The organism is Pseudomonas veronii (assembly GCF_001439695.1).
Classification (GTDB): Bacteria; Pseudomonadota; Gammaproteobacteria; order Pseudomonadales; family Pseudomonadaceae; genus Aquipseudomonas; species Aquipseudomonas veronii.
This window is the reverse complement of the sequence record NZ_JYLL01000008.1, coordinates 93,909-111,508: the sequence shown is the minus strand read 5'-3', so window position 1 is coordinate 111,508 and position 17,600 is coordinate 93,909. Positions and strand designations below refer to the sequence as shown.

The following is a 17,600-nucleotide window of genomic DNA, read 5'->3' as shown; positions in this document are numbered from 1 at the left end:
CGCTGCCGACATTCCTCACAGAAGCTGCTTTCAAAGTTTTACGCCTGCAGAACGGAGCTGATGAGGGTTGGCGCTGGCTTGACCTGCCGGGTCATTGACCATCGCCAACACCGTTCTGAAGGAACGACTGTGCTCGTGACGCTTTGAAAACAGCTTCCAGCGGATTATTGGCGCCTTATAAGGCCGGATGATTCTACGGCAAAAAAAATCTAAACGTAAGTTGCCAAGCCAAGTTTGCTGGGTGATCAACCTTAGACAAAGGGCTAACATGGCGCCCTGTTTCGCTGATTTGCGTGTTGCCGCCCATGTCCAACCAAGCCATCAAGACCCCCTGCGTAGGCCTGTGCTCCACGGTTTACGGTGACCTCGTGTGTCGCGGCTGCAAGCGTTTCCACCACGAAGTAATCCAGTGGAACGGCTATAACGAAGAAGAAAAACGTGCGGTGTGGCTGCGGCTCGAGCAATTGTTGGTGCAGGTCATGGCCGGCAAGCTGGAGGTTTTCGACCCCAAGACCCTGCGCAGCCAGCTGGAGCAACGCAAGATCCGCTTTGTGCCGCACCAGTCCGAGTACTGCTGGGCCTACCAGTTGATCGCCCGCGGGGCACGGGTGATTTCCAACCTGGAGGCCTATGGCATGGTGCTGCTGCCGGAGTTCCGCGAGTGGAACCTGCCGCAGCTGCGCGATGCCATCGACCGTGAGTTTTTCATCCTGTCCGAGGCGCACTACCAGCGCTATATTGCGCCGGGGTTTCTCAAGGATGTGTTGGGCGCCTGATGATCAGGCTTTGTTGGCCAGCTTTTCCAGTTGATCCGTCAGTGCCTGGGGCTTGAGCACCAGCACATCGCTTTCCAGCGCATCGAGCACCACTTCCGCCGTATTGCCGATCAGCGCGCCGGTCAGCCCGGTGCGCGCCACGGTGCCGATGATCGTCACGGCCGCTTTCAAGGTGTAGGCGGCATGGGGAATCAGCACATCCGCCGGGCCTTCTTCGATATGCAGGTGGGCGTCGTCGATATCGAACGTGGCCTGGAATGCCTTGCACTGCTCGCGATAACGCGCCTCGATGGTTTCCTTGAGCTGAAACACCGGGTCGCCGGCCGAGAGCATTGGCGATGGATGGGCGCTGATGACATGCAGTGACGCCTTGGCCAGGCTGGCGATGTCGAAGCCGTAGTCGATGATCATGTGGTGCAGCGCGCGATGCTCGGTGTCGGTATTGCCTACATCGATGGCGGCGAGAATGACGCCGTCGTTCCATGGCGTTGCTGTCTTGACCAGCAGCACCGGCGCCGGGCAGTAGCGCAACAGCTTCCAGTCGGCCGGGGTCAGCAGCGCCTTTTTCAGCGGGCTGTCGGGGTAGTGCTGCTTGATCACCAGGCCACAGCCTTCGGCCTGCTGCACCTCGATGATGGTTTCATGCAGGCTGGTATTCCACGCCTGTTCGGTGGTGACGCTGTAGCCGTCTTCGGTCAGGCCGGACTTGAGCAGGCTCAACAGCGCCGAATGCTCATGTTTCTTGTCGCACACCAGCAGGTGCAGGCGCGCGCCGGTAGTCCCGGCGATCAGTTTGGCGCGTTTGAGGGCCAGGCTTTCCGAATGCTCGGGCTCAAGGACCACCAGGATGCTGCGGATGGCTTGCATGGTCGGGACTCTCCAGAAAGGGGGCGTTGAACAACTATAGTTGCTGCCCGCCAGACGTCATGTTGATGCACATCAAGGCCAGTGGCTGGTGGTCTGCGGCGCGGTCGGTATAATCGGCGACCTTTTGTGATCCTTTGCCCGTGAGCCCGATGAACCTGCCCGAAATCCACGAATTCCTCGGTTGCCCCACCCCTGACGCCTGGGTCCAGGCCGCGTTGGCCGATCAGGAAACCCTGCTGATCGACCACAAGAACTGCGAATTCAAGGCCGCCAGCACTGCCTTGAGCCTGATCGCTAAGTATCATAGCCATGTTGACTTGATCAATATGATGTCGCGCCTGGCCCGGGAAGAGCTGGTCCATCACGAACAGGTCATGCGCCTGATGAAGAAGCGCAAGGTCGCGCTGCGTCAGTTGCACGCCGGGCGTTATGCCTCGGGCTTGCGCAAGGTGGTGCGCAGCCACGAGCCGGTCAAACTGGTGGACACCCTGGTGGTCGGCGCCTTTATCGAGGCGCGCAGTTGCGAGCGTTTCGAGGCGCTGGTGCCACATCTGGACGAAGAACTCGGCAAGTTCTACTTCGGCCTGCTCAAAAGCGAGGCGCGGCACTACCAGGGTTACTTGAAACTGGCTTATCAGTATGGCGAGGCCAAGGATATTGCCCAGGTGATCGAACGGGTGAGGGCGGCCGAGCAGGAGCTGATCGAGTCCCCTGACGTCGAGTTCCGCTTTCACAGTGGCGTGCCAGCCTGAGGCGACGGCTGCGCATACAACGCTCGGTGACGGCGTTAAAAATTGCAGGCTATTTGTTAAAAACTCTTAAAAGCATGAAGCTTCATAGCGCGTAGCCGGTCAAGCGCTGCTGGCGGGCAACTTGCCACCTATAATGCGCGCACTTCAATCCGCGTTGTGCACTGAGAACTTATGGAAAACCTGGGGCTGGGCAAGGTATTGCTCGTTGAGGACGATGAGAAGCTGGCAGGGCTGATCGCGCACTTTCTGGCACAGCACGGTTTTGAGGTACGGGCGGTGCATCGCGGCGATGCGGCCTTGGCGGCCTTTCTTGACTTCAAGCCCAAGATTGTCGTGCTCGACCTGATGCTGCCGGGCCAGAGCGGCTTGCATGTGTGTCGCGCGATTCGCGCGGTGTCCGACACGCCGATCGTGATCCTCACCGCCAAGGAAGACGACCTGGACCACATTCTCGGCCTGGAGTCCGGCGCCGACGACTATGTGATCAAACCGATCAAACCGCCGGTGCTGCTGGCCCGCCTGCGAGCGTTGCAACGGCGCCAGGCGCCAGAGCCGACGGTGCGCGGCGCCATCGAGTTCGGGCGCCTGGTCATTGATCGCAGTTGCCGGGTGGTCAGCCTGGGCGGCGAGAAGATCGACCTCACCACCATGGAGTTCGAACTGTTGTGGTTGCTGGCCAGCAGCGCCGGCAAGATCCTCTCGCGCGATGACATCCTCAACCGCATGCGCGGCATCGCCTTTGATGGCCTGAACCGCAGCGTCGACGTGTACATCAGCAAACTGCGCGGCAAGCTCAACGATAACCCCCGTGAACCGGTGTGCATCAAGACCATCTGGGGCAAGGGCTATCTGTTCAATCCGTTTGCGTGGGAGGTCTAGATGCTGCGCCTGTTTCTACGCTTGTATGTGATTCTGGCCCTGGGCCTGGCGGGAGCGATCTGGCTGGTCAACTACACGTTCGACGAGTTGCTGCCCGACGCTAACGAAACGTATAGCCGCGAGATCCTGCGCGGCCCCGCCTATGGTCTGGTCGAACAACTGCGGCCGCTGCTCGGCGAAGCGCGGCAAGCCCGCTTGGCTGAGTTGCAACGCCATTATGGGCTGCACCTGAAGCTGATTGAAAAGGACGCTCTGGCGCTGACCGAGCGTGAACAAAAACTCCTGACCGACGGCTCGCTGTTGGTGCGTGGTGACTTTAGCGAGTTCATCACTCCTATCGACGGTGGCGCGCAGTTGCTGGAAATCAAACTGCCGCAAGAACCCAAGATATACCTCTGGGCCTATGTTCTTCTCGGGCTGTGCCTGGCTATCGTGCTGTATTTTTGGGTACGCCCGCATTGGCGCGACCTGGAACATATCCGCCTGGCCGCCCAGCGCTTCGGCGATAACGATCTCGGCTCGCGCATCCTGTTGCCGCGTCGCTCCACCGTGCGCGAATTGGCCGGGCACTTCAACCAGATGGCCGAACGCATCGAAAGCCTGATCGCCAACCAGCGTGAGTTGACCAACGCGGTCTCCCACGAACTGCGCACGCCCATCGCACGCTTGTCGTTCGAACTCGACCAGCTCAAACAACAGGCCGATCCCCGGCAGTGCCTTGCACTGATCACCGACATGTACGCCGATCTTGGCGAGTTGGAGGAAATGGTCTCTGAGTTGTTGACCTACGCCAGCCTGGAGCGCGGCGCCACCCAGGTCACGCAGGAAAATATCGAGGCCCACAGCTGGCTCGACAGTGTGATCGGCAGCGTGGCCCTGGAGGCCGAGGCGGAAGGCGTGCAGTTGTCCTTGCGTACCTGTGAAGTCGACGTTATCCAAATTGAACCGCGCTTCATGGCACGTGCGGTGATCAACCTGCTGCGCAACGCCATTCGTTACGCCGAGCGCCGCGTGGAAGTGTCGCTGGTCAAGTTCGGCAGTGGTTATGAAGTGCGGGTGTGCGATGACGGCCCCGGCATCCCCGAGGAAGGCCGGGCGAAGATCTTCCAGCCGTTCATCCGCCTCGACGCCAGCCGCGACCGCCGCACCGGCGGCTTCGGCCTCGGCCTGGCGCTGGTGCAGCGGGTTTGCCAATGGCATGGCGGGCAGGTCCAGGTATTCGATTCGGAGTGGGGCGGGGCGTCGTTTCGGATGAGTTGGGCGTATACCGAATAAGGCTTTTTGGGGGGGCAACGGTTAAAAAACCGGAGACCGCTGTGCAGTCAACCGCAGCAAGCGCCCTCGCCACGGTTGGCTCCTTCCGTCGTTTCAATCGGGTTGTCGGATCAGAAGCTGTACTTCAGCGAACCCATCACCGATGTCTGCAACCGCCGCTCCACGATCGGGCTGTTGCCCGCTTCATTCGCCAGGTACTGCACATCCAGCAAGGTCGAGAACTGGGTGTGCTCACTGATCGGCACGCTCCATGTCAGGCTCATGCCGTTGCTGATATTGCCCCCGTCCGCATTGTAGGCCTTGAAGCGGCTCTGTGCCGTCTGGCCGGTGGTCACGCCATACCAGGTCTGCAGGTAGTCACGGTCTCCAAAGTGGCTGCTGAGGCTGGCGTCGATCACGCCATAGCGCCCGTCATACAGGTTGGTGCCAACGCTCAGTTCCAGATGGGTAAATGCCTTGCCGCTGTCTTTGTGATCATCTTCCTTGAGTGCATGTTCCAAGGTGGCGCCGACAATCACGCCGCCCAAGTTATAGCTGGCACTCACGCCCAATTGCGTGCGTGATTTGATTTCGCCCATGCCCTTGAGCCGTTTCGAGCCGGCGCGCAGGCGTTCGTTTTTGTCCATGCGTGAGGCGCTCGCGCCGACGTATGCGCTGAAGCTCAGGGCATCGTCTTTATAACGCCAGCCCAGGCCCTTGTCGGAGTCGAGGAAAATCCCCCAGGGGCTGACGATGGCGCCGCCGAGCAGCGGTTCGGTCCTGCGTTCATCGCTGCCGCTATACCGGGGCATGCTGGCTACGCCGGCTTTCAAGCTGTATGCCCAGTCCTGTGCCAGCACCGTGTCGGCGCCTGCCAACAGGCACACTGAGGTGATGGACAGGCAAAGGTGTTTCGAGCGCATAAGGAGGTTCATCCGTGGTTATAAAATCAAGGGTTTACGGGGCGCGTGCGTGCGTTTGAAGGCGTAGCCCGAGGCACTGAGGCCGTTGACCTGGCGGCTGACGGTGTCGCCCAGGCCATAGCCGTTGCCGGCAAGCACGGCATGGGCGTTGTCCACGGGCAGCAGGATGTAATCGGTCAGCGGCTTGTCGTGCAGTTGGCCGCGAATCACCAGGAAGCCTTCTTCCAGGCGCACGCTGATGCCGCTGAGTGGCGCGTCGGGTTCGTGGGTGCTGAGCACTTGATAGGTGCCGACGGTGTCGGCCCAGGCCAGTGGCAGGGACGGTGGGTCGATGCGTTCGCCCACGGCCACCCGCTGGCCGTGACTGCGCGCGGTGAGTATCTGCCGGCCTTGCACCGTCACCACGTCCAGTTGCACGCGGCCCAGCCCGCCGAGATCCTTGAGCCAGAACCCCAGGACCTTTTGCTGCGCGCGCAACCAGCCGTCTTCATCGCGCAGCAGTTCGAAGGTGTATCCGGCCAACTCGCCGGACAATCGCGTAGGGGTATCCCTGATCCTGAATACGCCCCAGGCCGTGGCGTAGAACCCGGCCAGGCGCTTACGGTCGATGGCGGCGGGCACCTGGCGCAACTTGCCCCCGTGCTTGGGCGCCTGGCAGTCGTCGGCGCATACCGGCGCGCCGGTTTGCGCCTGGAGCATCAGGCGCAGGGTGTCGGTGCTCAGCGCGACCACCATGTCTTCGGCGTTGCTGTCGTTGGCCATGATGATCACTGCCAACTGCTGGTCCGGCAGCACCGTCACCTGCGCGGCAAAATCGTCGCCCCCGCCGCTGTGCTGGAACGTGCGTATGCCGGGGCTGACCGGCTTGTCGCCACAGGGCGAGAGAAACCAGCCCAGGCCCATCTGGCAATCGAAGTCCAGCACGTTGCCGATATTTTGTTGGGTAAACATCTGCTCGATGGAAGCGCGGTCCATTACGCGGGTGTCGTTGTAGAGGCCTTGGGAGAACAGCATCTGTACGTAGCGGCTGAGGTCCTTGGGGCTGGTCCACAAGCCGCTGGCGGCGAGGTCGCGCACCTGGGCATCGGTGCTGGCGCTGCCGTCCTGATAGCCGAGCGCGCGGTGGGCCACGTGTGCGCCGACGCCGACAAAACTCGATTGGTTCATCTTCAACGGTTTGAACAGGCTGTTTTGCAACTGGGTCTCGAATGCCTTGCCGCTACTGCGTTCGATAGCCGCGCCCACCAACGCATAGCCGAGATTCGAGTAGGCTACCTGCGAACCCGGCGGGGTGCTCAGCCACACGCCCGACATACGCATTGGCATCTGGCCCATGGCGAAGGTGTTGCGCAGGCCGCACAGGTGTTCGCTGGGCAAGCCCGACTGATGACTGAGCAAGCGGCGCAGGGTGATGGCGCGGTCGGCGTCGGCCTGCTCGTCATGGAAGCGCGAGCGCACATAGAACTCGCGCAAGGTTTGCTGGATCGGTGCGTCAAGCGCCAGTTGCTGTTGTTCCACCAGCTGCAGCGCAGCGGCGGCGGTGAGGAGCTTGGAGATCGCGCCGGCGCGAAACGCCGTATTCGGCGTCACCGGTACGCCCCGGGCCTTGTCGGCCACGCCGAAACCACTGGCCCAGATCAACTCCTGGCCATTGACCAGGGCGATGGACAGTCCGGGCACCTGCTCCCGGGCCATCTCCCACGGAATGCGGGTTTGTAGATAGCGAATGATCGCGTTGTAGTCGCCCTTGGGGATCGGCGGCGGGGCAGGCGGTTGGCCATGGCAACCGATACTGCCGAGCAGGCAGCCCAGCAGCGGAATACCGCGCAATGTGCGAAACATGAAGAGCACCCAGATGGCTGTTTGGATGCTCGAATGCTAGGGAAGGGCTGTCCGACAATCTTTGCAAGCTTTGTCGGAAAACTGTCAAAGACTGTTAACGCACCAACCCCAACCGCTCATGCCACTGCGCGATCGATTCCTGCGGGTATTCATCGAACTGCAGGTCGCCCTTGCGCACGCTGACTTCGACCCAGGGCGCCTTGGAACCGAGCATCAGGTGCGTGTGCTGCGGCGGCACCGGCAACGGTGTGTCGATGGCCGAGGCAAACGGATGGATCAACTCCGGCCATTGCGGGCTGAACAGCCATAGCGCGCTGCCGCATTGTGAACAGAAATGCCGCTCGGCGCTGCTGGCATGGGCGCGGCTGGCGCCTTCGGGCTTGAGCCTGGCGTGGTAGATCGAGATCAGCTTGCGCCCGCGCACTTTCAGGCTGTTGCTGTCGCCCGCGAGGTTGATCGCGTAACCGCCGCCGCCCTGGGTCTTGCGGCAAATCGAGCAATAGCAGCGTTGGTAAGGGTAGGGGTGGGCGCTGGTCAGGCTGAACGTCACAGCGCCGCAATGGCAGGAACCTTCGAGTTGCATGGGCAGTCTCCTCTGGCAAGGTGACTCTGGAGTCTAGGCGCTTTGCGGCATCAAGGTCGCGATCAGGGCACGAATGGTCCCCGGCAGCGCTTCCAGCTCGCGCACCAGGATACTGCGCTCGCGAATCGCCCATGGCTCATTCAGTTTCACCGCCACCAACTGCATGGTCCGGCTGTGCCGCACGGCGGCGGATTCCGGGATGATGCCAATGCCCACGCCCGCCTCGACCATCCGGCAGATCGCCTCGAAACTCGACATTTGGATGCGCAGCGACAACTGCTTGCCGACCCGCTCGACGTGCTCGCGCAGGAAACTCAGCAAGGTGCTGCCTTCGTGCAGGCCGATATGCTGGTAGGCGAGGGTCTGTTCCAGCGTCACCGAGGGTTGGTCCGCCAAGGGGTGGCCCACGGGCACCATCAATACCAGTTTATCGGTGCTGAAGTGCAGCACCTGCAGGCCCGCGGCTTCCACGGGACCGGCGATGATGCCCATGTCGCTGGTGCCATCGAGCACGCCGCGCACGATATCGCGGGACAGGCGCTCCTGCAGGTCGACAGTGACACCGGGCCGCTGGGAGAGGAAACCGGCCAACACTTCGGGAAGAAACTCAGTGACCGCCGTGGTGTTGGCGAAGATGCGGATATGTCCGGCAGAGTCGACGCCGTATTGGGTGAACTCACTTTTCAGGTAGTCCACCTGGCGCATGATCAGCCGCGCATGGTGCAGCAGCCGCTCGCCTGCCGGGGTGATCTCCACACCGCGGCTGTCACGGTACAACAGACGTGTTTCCAACTGGCCTTCCAGGGCCTTGATGCGCGCACTCGCAGCCGCCGGCGAGAGGAAGGCGCGCTTGGCACCCTGGGTCAGGCTGGGTGATTCGGCGATATGGATAAACAGGCGCAGGTCGGCGAGATCGAAGTGCATGGCGGCTCCGGGGTGGACAGGGCTGTTCGGTGCAGCGGCGGTGCGGGGCTTGCCTGCGCTGACAGTGTGCCGGCGATGAAAATGCCAACCAACCGAAGCGAGCCCGTTGCCCATCAATGCGTGGCGTTCAGCATAGCCGAACGCTGGCTTATTGAAATGCAAATTCTCAGAACGGTCGGGCGCTTGCATGATCCGGGGCACACATTCACAGCCCGAGGACCTGCACCCGATGAGCGCCACTGATTGGATCGGCCGAAGCGAAACTGCCCACGACCACCTGAGCCACAACCTGCTCACACGCATCGCCGCGACATTCGGCGAGCCCGTGCCCGAACACGGCGCGGCGGTGCCGCTGTTGTGGCAATGGTGTTTCTTCCAAGACCCGCGGCCGGAATCGGCCCTGGGCACCGACGGCCACCCGGCCCGTGGCGGCTTCCTGCCGCCGGCGGATAACCGCAATCGCATGTGGGCCGGTGGGCGTCTCGAGTTCTTGCATCCGCTGCGCGCCGGCGAGGCGGCCAGCCGTGTGTCGACCATCACCCAGGTCGAAGAAAAGACCGGCCGCACCGGTGCGTTGCTGTTTGTCACCGTGCGCCATGACTACACCCAGGACGGCCGCCTGGCGATCCGCGAAGAACAAGACATCGTCTACCGCGAACCGACCCCACCCAAGCCGGGCAACGGCGCGGCGCTGGCGGCGGGTGAGTGGTGCGAAGCGATCGAGCCGACGCCGACCCTGCTGTTCCGCTACAGCGCCGTGACTTTCAACGGCCACCGCATTCACTACGACTATCCCTACGTCACCGGCACGGAAGGCTATTCGGGCCTGGTGGTGCATGGGCCGTTGATTGCCACGTTGAGCCTGCGCGCCTTTTGTCGGGCCCATCCCAGCGCCACGGTGCGCCGTTTCGACTATCGCGGCGTGCGCCCGCTGATCGCTGCGCAACCGTTTGAAGTCGCCGGGCGTATCAGCCAAGCCGGCGTGGCAGAACTGTGGGCCGGTAATCACGATGGCTTGGCCCAGCAGGCCCGTGTGCATTTCGAATAACACCAGAACAACAGGCGGAGAGCCGTTAATGAACCCGAATGACAATGAAGCACTCAATGCCATCCGCGCGGGCGTGCGCGCCTTGTGCGCCGAATTCGATGCGGCGTACTGGCGTCGGATCGACGAAGAAAAAGCGTTCCCCGATGCCTTCGTCAAGGCCTTGACCGCCGCCGGCTGGCTGTCGGCGATGATCCCGGAAGAGTACGGCGGCTCCGGCCTCGGCCTGGCTGAAGCGTCGGTGATCCTTGAAGAGGTCAACCGTTGCGGCGGTAACTCCGGCACCGTCCACGGCCAGATGTACAACATGTTCACCCTGCTGCGCCACGGCAGCGCCGCGCAAAAACGCTTCTACCTGCCCAAACTGGCCAGCGGCGAATTGCGACTGCAATCGATGGGCGTCACCGAGCCCAGCACCGGCACCGACACCACCAGGATCAAGACCACCGCGATCAAGCGCGGCGACAAGTACGTAATCAACGGCCAGAAAGTCTGGATCTCGCGGGTGCAGCATTCCGACCTGATGATCCTGCTGGCGCGCACCACGCCGCTGGCCGACGTGAAGAAAAAGTCCGAAGGCATGTCGATCTTCCTCGTGGACCTGCGCGAGGCGATCGGCAACGGCCTGACCGTGCAACCCATCGCCAATATGGTCAACCACGAAACCAACGAGCTGTTCTTCGACAACCTCGAACTGCCTCTGGACAGCCTGATCGGCGAAGAGGGCAAGGGCTTCAAGTACATCCTCGACGGCCTGAATGCCGAGCGCACCCTGATCGCCGCCGAGTGCATCGGCGATGGCCGCTGGTTTATCGAAAAGGCCAGCGCCTATGCCCGCGACCGCGTGGTGTTCGGCCGGCCCATCGGGCAGAACCAGGGCGTGCAGTTCCCGATTGCCGAAGCGCATATCGAAATCGAAGCGGCCGACCTGATGCGCTGGCGTGCCTGCGAGGAATACGACCGTGGCGCGCCTGCCGGGGCCAGCGCGAACATGGCCAAGTACCTGGCGGCCAAGGCGTCCTGGGAGGCGGCCAATGCGTGCCTGCAAACCCACGGCGGCTTTGGTTTTGCCTGCGAGTACGACGTGGAACGCAAATTCCGCGAGACCCGCCTGTACCAGGTGGCGCCGATCTCCACCAACCTGATCCTGTCCTACGTGGCCGAGCACTTGCTCGAGCTGCCACGCAGTTTCTGAGGGCCTGAACATGAGCCATACCCAAGCCCTGTGTCGGTTCCTCGCCGAATTGACCTATGCGCAGTTGCCCGAACCGGTGCTGGCGCGCACCGAAGACCTTTTTCTCGATTGGCTGGCGTCGGCGCTGGCCAGCCAGGGCGCGCACCCGATCCCGCTATTTGAACGCTACGCGCGGAAAATGGGGCCGAGCAGCGGCCCGGCGCAGGTGATCGTCAATGGCCGCAGCAGCAGCGCGTATTTCGCCGCGTTGGTCAACGGCGCCTCGTCGCACCTGGTGGAGCAGGATGACCTGCACAACAGCTCGGTGCTGCACCCGGCGACGGTGGTCTTTCCCGCGGCCCTGGCGGCGGCCCAGGACCTCGGCAAATCCGGCCGTGAACTGCTGCTGGCCGCGGTGGCCGGTTATGAAGCCGGGATTCGCATCGGCGAATTCATGGGCCGCTCCCACTACCGCATCTTCCACACCACCGCGACCGTCGGCACCTTGGCGGCGGCGGTGGCCGTGGGCAAATTGCTGGGGTTCGATCAGGAGCAATTCATCAACCTGCTCGGCAGCGCCGGCACCCAGGCTGCCGGGCTGTGGGAGTTTTTGCGCGATGCCGCCGACTCCAAGCAATTGCACACGGCCAAGGCGGCGGCGGATGGCTTGCTCGCCGCGTACCTGACGGCGGACGGGCTGACCGGCGCGCGCAATATCCTCGAAGGCGACCAGGGCCTGGCGGCCGGGATGTCCCGCGATGCCGAACCGCACAAGCTGTCCGCCGACCTCGGCCGGCGCTGGGCGCTGCTGGAAACCTCGTTCAAGTTCCATGCCTCGTGTCGCCACACCCATCCTGCCGCCGATGCGCTGCTGCAGTTGATGCAGCGTGAAGGCCTCGATGCCGCCGCGATCGCCAAGGTGCAGACCCGCGTGCATCAGGGCGCCATCGATGTGCTGGGGCGCGTCACTACGCCGGCCACCGTCCACCAGGCCAAGTTCTCCATGGGCACCGTGCTGGGCCTGATCGCCGTGCATGGCAAGGCCGGGCTGGTTGAGTTCCACACGCTGGCACTGAGCGATCCCGCCGTCTCGGCCTTTCGCGACAAGGTCAGCATGACCCTCGATCGCGAAGTCGACGACGCCTATCCGCAGCGTTGGCTGGGCCGCGTCACCGTCACCACCGAGGATGGCCGCACGCTGCACGGCGCTATCGACGAGCCCAAGGGCGACCCCGGCAACAGCCTCAGCCGCGCCGAGCTGGCGGATAAATTCCAGCGCCTCAGCCAGTTCAGCGGCGCGCGCACCCCGGCCGAGGCCGACGCGTTGATCGCCAAGGTCTGGCAGTTGCGCAACACCCCGTGCATGGCCCACTGGCTTTGAGGAATCGTCATGACTGCTAATCAACGACCGCTGGACGGTATCACCGTTGTCAGCCTGGAACATGCGATTGCCGCACCCTTTTGCACACGCCAATTGGCCGATCTCGGCGCGCGTGTGATCAAGATCGAACGCCCCGGTAGCGGTGACTTCGCCCGTGGCTATGACGAACGCGTGCGCGGCCTGGCGTCGCATTTCGTGTGGACCAACCGCTCCAAGGAAAGCCTGACCCTGGACCTCAAGCAAGACGCGGCGGGCGCCATTCTCGACAGCTTGCTCGCCGACGCCGATGTACTGGTGCAGAACCTCGCACCCGGTGCGGCGGCGCGCATGGGCCTGTCGTTCGAGACGCTGCATGCGCGCTTCCCGCGCTTGATCGTCTGCGATATTTCCGGCTATGGCGAAGGCGGGCCCTACGCGAAAAAGAAGGCTTATGACCTGTTGATCCAGAGCGAGGGCGGCTTTCTGTCGGTGACCGGCGGGCCCGCTGACGACCAGATGGCCAAGGCCGGTTGCTCCATCGCCGACATCGCCGCCGGCATGTACGCCTACAGCGGCATCCTCTCGGCGCTGTTGTTGCGCGGCAAGACCGGCGAGGGCAGCCGTATCGACGTGAGCATGCTGGAAAGCCTGGTGGAGTGGATGGGCTACCCGATGTACTACGCCTTCGACGGAGCACCGCCACCGCCGCGTGCCGGAGCGGCGCATTCGACGATTTATCCCTACGGGCCGTTTCCCACCGGCGACGGCGGTACGGTGATGCTCGGCTTGCAGAACGAGCGCGAATGGGCGGCGTTCTGCGACAAGGTGCTGCTCACCCCGGCCTTGGCCACGGACGAGCGCTTCTGCGCCAACTTCAAGCGCTCGGCCAACCGCGAGGCGCTGCGCCGGATCATCGTCGACAGCTTCGCCCGGCTCGACGCCGAGGCCGTCATCCAGCGCCTGGAACATGCGCAGATCGCCAGTGCCCGTGTCAACGATATGCACGGCGTGTGGGACCACCCGCAACTCAAGGCACGTGACAGCTGGCGCGAAGTCGCGAGCCCGGCCGGTCCGCTGCCAGCGCTGTTGCCGCCAGCGCGCAATACGGCATTCAGCCCACGCATGGATGCGGTGCCCGCGTTAGGCGAGCACAGCCAGGGCATTCTCGATCAGCTCGGTTATTCGGGCGAAACCATCGACGACCTGCGCGCGCGCGGCGTTATCTGACAAGGAGTGTGGTGATGCCAACGCCTGTAGTTCGTTCAGCCCTGTTCGTTCCCGGCAGCCGCCCGGAGCGGTTTTCCAAAGCGCTGGCCAGCGGTGCCGACGCGGTGATTGTGGATTTTGAAGACGCGGTAGAAGAGCCGCTCAAGCGGCAGGCGCGGGAGAACCTTGGCGCGTTTTTGTGCGCCAACCCCGACGCCCGGGTGTGGGTGCGGATCAACGCGCCGGAGCACGCCGAACACGCTGACGATGTGGCGTTCTGCAACGCCAATGCAAACGTGGCGGGCGTGCTGCTGCCGAAAGTCGAAAGTGCCGCCCAGGTCGCGGTGGTGGCCGCCGCCGGCAAACGGATCTGGCCGATTATCGAAAGCGCCAAGGGCCTGCTGGCGGTGGCCGCGATTGCCCATGCGCGGCAGGTGGAGCGCCTGTCGTTCGGCGGCCTGGACCTGGCGCTCGACTTGAATTTGAGCAGCCCTTCGCCAGCGGCTGACTTTGCCCTGGACCAGGCGCGCCTGGCGCTGATCGTGCATTCCCGCGCCGCCGGCCTGGTGGCCCCGCTGGACGGCGTCCACCCGGCCATCGACGACCCTGAAGGCCTGCGTCGCTCGATCCGGCATGCCTATGAAATGGGTTTTGCCGGCGCGCTGTGCATCCATCCCCGGCAGGTGGCGGTGATCCATGCGGCCTTGGCACCGAGCGCCGCAGACCTGGCCTGGGCCAAGCGCGTGGTGGCGGGCGGAGCCCACGGGGCAGGCGCGTATCAGATCGATGGGCAGATGGTGGATGCCCCGGTTCTGTTGCGCGCACAACGGCTGCTCGCCGCCCAGCGCTGACGGGCGCAGCGAAAGCCAGAGGCGAGAGATGATCTGCATTTTCGTTCGGGCTGGCGTTCATCTAGGCCGAACGCAGGTATCAAAAATTCGAAATTCACTACACGCGCCATATCAGGCACCTTGCCCTACAACACAACAATAAGAAGGTGATTTCCCATGCTCAAGCTCTCCCGGGCGCTGTTCTGCGCCTCCACCTTGTTCGTCGCGGGCCTGGCCCAGGCGGCGGACCCGATTGTGATCAAGTTCGCCCATGTGGTCGCCGAAAACACGCCCAAAGGCCAGGGCGCGTTGCTGTTCAAGAAACTTGCCGAAGAACGCCTGCCGGGCGTGGTCAAGGTCGAGGTGTACCCTAACTCGTCGCTGTTCGGCGACGGCAAGGAAATGGAAGCGCTGCTGTTGGGCGATGTGCAGATGCTCGCGCCGTCCCTGGCCAAGTTCGAGCAATACACCAGACAGGTGCAGATCTATGACCTGCCGTTCCTGTTCAACGACCTGGCCGCCGTCGACCGCTTCCAGGCCGCCCAAGGCAAGCAGTTACTGATCTCGATGCAGAACAAGAACATCCTCGGCCTGGCCTATTGGCACAACGGTCTCAAGCAGTTGTCGGCCAACAAAGCCCTGCACGAACCCAAGGACGCCCGTGGCCTGAAGTTCCGCGTGCAAGCCTCCAGCGTGCTTGAAGAACAGTTCAAGGCGATCCGCGCCAACCCGCGCAAGATGAGCTTTGCCGAGGTCTACCAGGGCTTGCAGACCGGTACGGTCAACGGCACCGAAAACACCTGGTCGAACTATGAAAGCCAGAAGGTCAACGAGGTGCAGAAGTACTTCACCGAGTCCAACCATGGCCTGATCGACTACATGGTGATCACCAACGCGAAGTTCTGGAACGGCCTGCCAGCGGATGTGCGCAGCACCCTGGAGCAGATCATGGCCGAGGTCACCGTTGAGGTGAACAAGCAGGCCGAGGCGCTGAACCAGTCGGCCAAACAGAAAATCGTCGACGCCAAGACCAGCGAAATCATCGAACTGACCCCCGCGCAACGCCAGCAATGGCGCGAAGCCATGCGCCCGGTCTGGCAGATGTTCGAAGGCGAGATCGGGGCTGACCTGATCAAGGCGGCGGATGCGTCCAACCTGTAATGCCGGGGCATACCGAGATCCCTCCCACAGGTTGATCCGGTTTCCACTCTGAAACCTATTCCCGCTTCGCGAGGTTTTGCCATGCAAACGCTCAGGCGCGTCTGGGAGCACCTGGAGGAAGGCGTCATTGCCTTCCTGCTGGCCGCCATGACCCTGGTGACATTCGTCTACGTCATGCTCAACAACATCTACACGCTGTTCTTTGCCCTGGCCGACCAGTGGGCCTGGAGCAGCCATTTTTTCAACGCCCTGGGCGACGGCACCATGACCTGGGCCCAGGACATGACCTGGAGCGTGGCGCTGACCAAGGCCATGTTCGGCTGGCTGATTTTCTTCGGCATTTCCTACGGCGTGCGTACCGCCGGCCACCTTGGGGTGGATGCGCTGGTCAAGCTGACCGGACGCCGGGTGCAGCGCTTGCTTGGGATGCTTGCCTGCCTGTGCTGCCTGGCCTACGCCGGGCTGTTCATGGTCGCCAGTTACAGGTGGGTGAGTGCGGTGATGACAGCACACATCGGCGCCGAAGACCTCGACCAGTTCGGCATCGATGTCGGCGACATCGTGCTCATCGTGCCGGTCGGTTTTGCTCTGGTGTTTATCCGCTACCTGGAAATTTTCTATCGCCTGTTCACCCACCGCCAGGTCGGGTTGGGGCTGGCCGACGAGGCCGGTGAGGCGAGCAAATTGGCCGGCGGCCATGAGGAGCGTCACTGATGGCCGTGCTCTGTCTGTTTCTGCTGTTGTTTGTGTTCATGTTCCTCGGCGTGCCCGTCGCGATTTCCCTCGGATTGTCCGGCGCGGTGTCGATCCTGATGTTCAGCCAGGACTCGGTGAGTTCCCTGGCGATCAAGCTGTTCGAAACCTCGGATGCCTATACCTTCCTGGCGATTCCGTTCTTCCTGCTGTCCGGTGCGTTCATGACCACCGGCGGCGTGGCGCAGCGTCTGATCGACTTCGCCAATGCGTGTGTCGGACATATCCGTGGCGGCCTGGCGATTGCGGCGGTGTTGGCGTGCATGTTGTTTGCCGCGTTGTCCGGTTCGTCACCGGCCACCGTGGCGGCCGTCGGTTCGATTGCGGTGGCCGGGATGGTGCGCTCCGGTTACCCGAAGGCGTTCGGCGCGGGCATCATCTGCAACGCCGGCACCCTGGGCATCCTGATTCCGCCGTCGATCGTGATGGTGGTGTATTCGGCCGCCACGGAAACGTCGGTCGGCAAGTTGTTCATGGCCGGGGTGATCCCGGGGCTGCTGCTGGGCCTGATGCTGATGGTCGCGATCTATATCGTGGCGCGCATCAAGAAGCTGCCGGCGCAGCCACGGGCGAGCTTTCGCGAGTGGCTGGCCTGCGCGCGCCGTGCGTTCTGGGGCTTGCTGCTGCTGGTGATCATCCTCGGCGGCATCTACAGCGGGATGTTCACCCCGACCGAAGCCGCGGCGGTGGCAGCGGTGTACTCGGCGTTTGTCGCGCTGTTCGTCTACAAGGACATGAGTCTGCGCGACTGTCCCAAGGTGCTGCTGGAGTCCGGGCGGCTGGCGATCATGCTGATGTTTATCATCGCCAATGCGATGCTCTTCGCCCATGTGTTGACCACCGAACAGATCCCCCAGGAAATCACCGCCTGGGTGCTGTCCGAAGGGCTCACGCCGATTGGCTTCCTGATCATGGTCAACGTGGTCTTGCTGATCGCCGGCAGTTTCATGGAACCGTCGGCGATCGTGTTGATCCTGGCGCCGATCTTCTTTCCGATCGCGATGAAGCTGGGCATCGATCCGATTCACTTGGGGATCGTGATGGTGGTGAATATGGAAATCGGCCTGGTCCACCCGCCGGTGGGCTTGAACCTGTTCGTGACCTCGGCGGTGACCGGCTTGACGCTGGGGCAGACCATTCGTGCGGCGATGCCGTGGCTGATGATCCTGTTGGTGTTCCTGATCATGGTCACCTACCTGCCGTTCATCTCGCTGGCGCTGCCGCACTGGCTGGGGATGTAGACCTCACGATGTGGGAGCCTGGCTCCCACC

At 62.9% G+C, this 17,600-nt stretch carries 17 protein-coding genes; 12 read left to right on the top strand and 5 right to left on the bottom strand.

From position 1 onward, the window contains the following. Window positions 1–305 precede the first annotated feature (305 nt). The gene (locus TU80_RS13095) at window positions 306–776 is read left to right on the top strand and encodes a DUF1289 domain-containing protein (RefSeq protein ID WP_017846467.1); all 471 of its coding nucleotides are present in this window, start codon (window positions 306–308) and stop codon (window positions 774–776) included. Between the two features lie 3 nt (window positions 777–779). On the opposite strand, the gene TU80_RS13090 is transcribed toward TU80_RS13095, so the two are convergent. Then, a complete protein-coding gene (locus tag TU80_RS13090; RefSeq protein ID WP_057004647.1) occupies window positions 780–1,643 on the bottom strand; it encodes a universal stress protein in 864 nt (287 codons plus the stop codon). A 149-nt stretch (window positions 1,644–1,792) separates the two neighbouring features. Here TU80_RS13090 and TU80_RS13085 point away from each other — a divergent pair, with 149 nt between their 5' ends. From TU80_RS13085 to TU80_RS13075, 3 genes are all read left to right on the top strand, one after another. Next, window positions 1,793–2,395 carry a MiaE family protein gene (locus tag TU80_RS13085; RefSeq protein WP_017846465.1) on the top strand — a complete coding sequence of 201 codons (603 nt, stop codon included), beginning with the start codon at window positions 1,793–1,795 and terminating at the stop codon, window positions 2,393–2,395. 171 nt (window positions 2,396–2,566) lie between these two features. Next, on the top strand, window positions 2,567–3,274 hold the full coding sequence (locus TU80_RS13080) for a winged helix-turn-helix domain-containing protein (protein WP_017846464.1): 708 nt from the start codon (window positions 2,567–2,569) through the stop codon (window positions 3,272–3,274). Continuing rightward, window positions 3,275–4,549 carry an ATP-binding protein gene (locus tag TU80_RS13075; protein ID WP_057004646.1) on the top strand — a complete coding sequence of 425 codons (1,275 nt, stop codon included), beginning with the start codon at window positions 3,275–3,277 and terminating at the stop codon, window positions 4,547–4,549. Window positions 4,550–4,659: 110 nt separating this feature from the next. Here the strand turns inward: TU80_RS13075 and TU80_RS13070 are convergent, their stop codons facing one another. From TU80_RS13070 to TU80_RS13055, 4 genes are all read right to left on the bottom strand, one after another. Further along, a complete protein-coding gene (locus TU80_RS13070; RefSeq protein WP_057004645.1) occupies window positions 4,660–5,451 on the bottom strand; it encodes a MipA/OmpV family protein in 792 nt (263 codons plus the stop codon). Window positions 5,452–5,469: 18 nt separating this feature from the next. Next, window positions 5,470–7,293, bottom strand: coding sequence for a serine hydrolase domain-containing protein (locus TU80_RS13065; protein WP_057004644.1), 1,824 nt, complete (start codon window positions 7,291–7,293; stop codon window positions 5,470–5,472). Window positions 7,294–7,387: 94 nt separating this feature from the next. Next, complete coding sequence (locus tag TU80_RS13060) at window positions 7,388–7,876, bottom strand: GFA family protein (RefSeq protein WP_057004643.1); 489 nt, start codon at window positions 7,874–7,876, stop codon at window positions 7,388–7,390. 33 nt (window positions 7,877–7,909) lie between these two features. Continuing rightward, a complete protein-coding gene (locus TU80_RS13055; RefSeq protein ID WP_017846460.1) occupies window positions 7,910–8,800 on the bottom strand; it encodes a LysR family transcriptional regulator in 891 nt (296 codons plus the stop codon). Between the two features lie 229 nt (window positions 8,801–9,029). Between TU80_RS13055 and TU80_RS13050 the strand changes: the two genes are divergently transcribed. From TU80_RS13050 to dctM, 8 genes are all read left to right on the top strand, one after another. Further along, the gene (locus TU80_RS13050; RefSeq protein WP_057004642.1) at window positions 9,030–9,848 is read left to right on the top strand and encodes an HTD2 family dehydratase; all 819 of its coding nucleotides are present in this window, start codon (window positions 9,030–9,032) and stop codon (window positions 9,846–9,848) included. Between the two features lie 28 nt (window positions 9,849–9,876). Then, complete coding sequence (locus tag TU80_RS13045) at window positions 9,877–11,040, top strand: acyl-CoA dehydrogenase family protein (RefSeq protein WP_057004641.1); 1,164 nt, start codon at window positions 9,877–9,879, stop codon at window positions 11,038–11,040. Window positions 11,041–11,050: 10 nt separating this feature from the next. Then, window positions 11,051–12,400, top strand: a complete 1,350-nt coding sequence (locus TU80_RS13040) for an MmgE/PrpD family protein (protein ID WP_057004640.1) — start codon at window positions 11,051–11,053, stop codon at window positions 12,398–12,400. Window positions 12,401–12,409: 9 nt separating this feature from the next. After that, window positions 12,410–13,606: a CaiB/BaiF CoA transferase family protein gene (locus TU80_RS13035; protein ID WP_057004639.1), complete on the top strand. Its 1,197-nt coding sequence runs from the start codon at window positions 12,410–12,412 to the stop codon at window positions 13,604–13,606. Window positions 13,607–13,620: 14 nt separating this feature from the next. Continuing rightward, complete coding sequence (locus TU80_RS13030; RefSeq protein WP_057004638.1) at window positions 13,621–14,436, top strand: HpcH/HpaI aldolase/citrate lyase family protein; 816 nt, start codon at window positions 13,621–13,623, stop codon at window positions 14,434–14,436. 156 nt (window positions 14,437–14,592) lie between these two features. Then, on the top strand, window positions 14,593–15,576 hold the full coding sequence (locus tag TU80_RS13025) for a TRAP transporter substrate-binding protein (protein WP_057004637.1): 984 nt from the start codon (window positions 14,593–14,595) through the stop codon (window positions 15,574–15,576). An 81-nt stretch (window positions 15,577–15,657) separates the two neighbouring features. Continuing rightward, complete coding sequence (locus TU80_RS13020) at window positions 15,658–16,290, top strand: TRAP transporter small permease (protein ID WP_057004636.1); 633 nt, start codon at window positions 15,658–15,660, stop codon at window positions 16,288–16,290. Further along, window positions 16,290–17,570 carry a C4-dicarboxylate TRAP transporter large permease protein DctM gene (dctM, locus tag TU80_RS13015; RefSeq protein WP_017846452.1) on the top strand — a complete coding sequence of 427 codons (1,281 nt, stop codon included), beginning with the start codon at window positions 16,290–16,292 and terminating at the stop codon, window positions 17,568–17,570. The genes TU80_RS13020 and dctM overlap by 1 nt, the downstream gene beginning before the upstream one ends. Window positions 17,571–17,600: the final 30 nt, after the last annotated feature.

Bases quoted from the DNA above. Each gene is read 5' to 3' on its own strand.
- TU80_RS13060 (WP_057004643.1), bottom strand. From the start codon at position 7,876: ATGCAACTCGAAGGTTCCTGCCATTGCGGCGCTGTGACGTTCAGCCTG.
- TU80_RS13080 (WP_017846464.1), top strand. From the start codon at position 2,567: ATGGAAAACCTGGGGCTGGGCAAGGTATTGCTCGTTGAGGACGATGAG.
- dctM (WP_017846452.1), top strand. From the start codon at position 16,290: ATGGCCGTGCTCTGTCTGTTTCTGCTGTTGTTTGTGTTCATGTTCCTC.
- TU80_RS13040 (WP_057004640.1), top strand. From the start codon at position 11,051: ATGAGCCATACCCAAGCCCTGTGTCGGTTCCTCGCCGAATTGACCTAT.
- TU80_RS13055 (WP_017846460.1), bottom strand. From the start codon at position 8,800: ATGCACTTCGATCTCGCCGACCTGCGCCTGTTTATCCATATCGCCGAA.
- TU80_RS13030 (WP_057004638.1), top strand. From the start codon at position 13,621: ATGCCAACGCCTGTAGTTCGTTCAGCCCTGTTCGTTCCCGGCAGCCGC.
- TU80_RS13065 (WP_057004644.1), bottom strand. From the start codon at position 7,293: ATGTTTCGCACATTGCGCGGTATTCCGCTGCTGGGCTGCCTGCTCGGC.
- TU80_RS13070 (WP_057004645.1), bottom strand. From the start codon at position 5,451: ATGCGCTCGAAACACCTTTGCCTGTCCATCACCTCAGTGTGCCTGTTG.
- TU80_RS13050 (WP_057004642.1), top strand. From the start codon at position 9,030: ATGAGCGCCACTGATTGGATCGGCCGAAGCGAAACTGCCCACGACCAC.
- TU80_RS13020 (WP_057004636.1), top strand. From the start codon at position 15,658: ATGCAAACGCTCAGGCGCGTCTGGGAGCACCTGGAGGAAGGCGTCATT.
- TU80_RS13090 (WP_057004647.1), bottom strand. From the start codon at position 1,643: ATGCAAGCCATCCGCAGCATCCTGGTGGTCCTTGAGCCCGAGCATTCG.
- TU80_RS13045 (WP_057004641.1), top strand. From the start codon at position 9,877: ATGAACCCGAATGACAATGAAGCACTCAATGCCATCCGCGCGGGCGTG.
- TU80_RS13035 (WP_057004639.1), top strand. From the start codon at position 12,410: ATGACTGCTAATCAACGACCGCTGGACGGTATCACCGTTGTCAGCCTG.
- TU80_RS13025 (WP_057004637.1), top strand. From the start codon at position 14,593: ATGCTCAAGCTCTCCCGGGCGCTGTTCTGCGCCTCCACCTTGTTCGTC.
- TU80_RS13075 (WP_057004646.1), top strand. From the start codon at position 3,275: ATGCTGCGCCTGTTTCTACGCTTGTATGTGATTCTGGCCCTGGGCCTG.
- TU80_RS13085 (WP_017846465.1), top strand. From the start codon at position 1,793: ATGAACCTGCCCGAAATCCACGAATTCCTCGGTTGCCCCACCCCTGAC.
- TU80_RS13095 (WP_017846467.1), top strand. From the start codon at position 306: ATGTCCAACCAAGCCATCAAGACCCCCTGCGTAGGCCTGTGCTCCACG.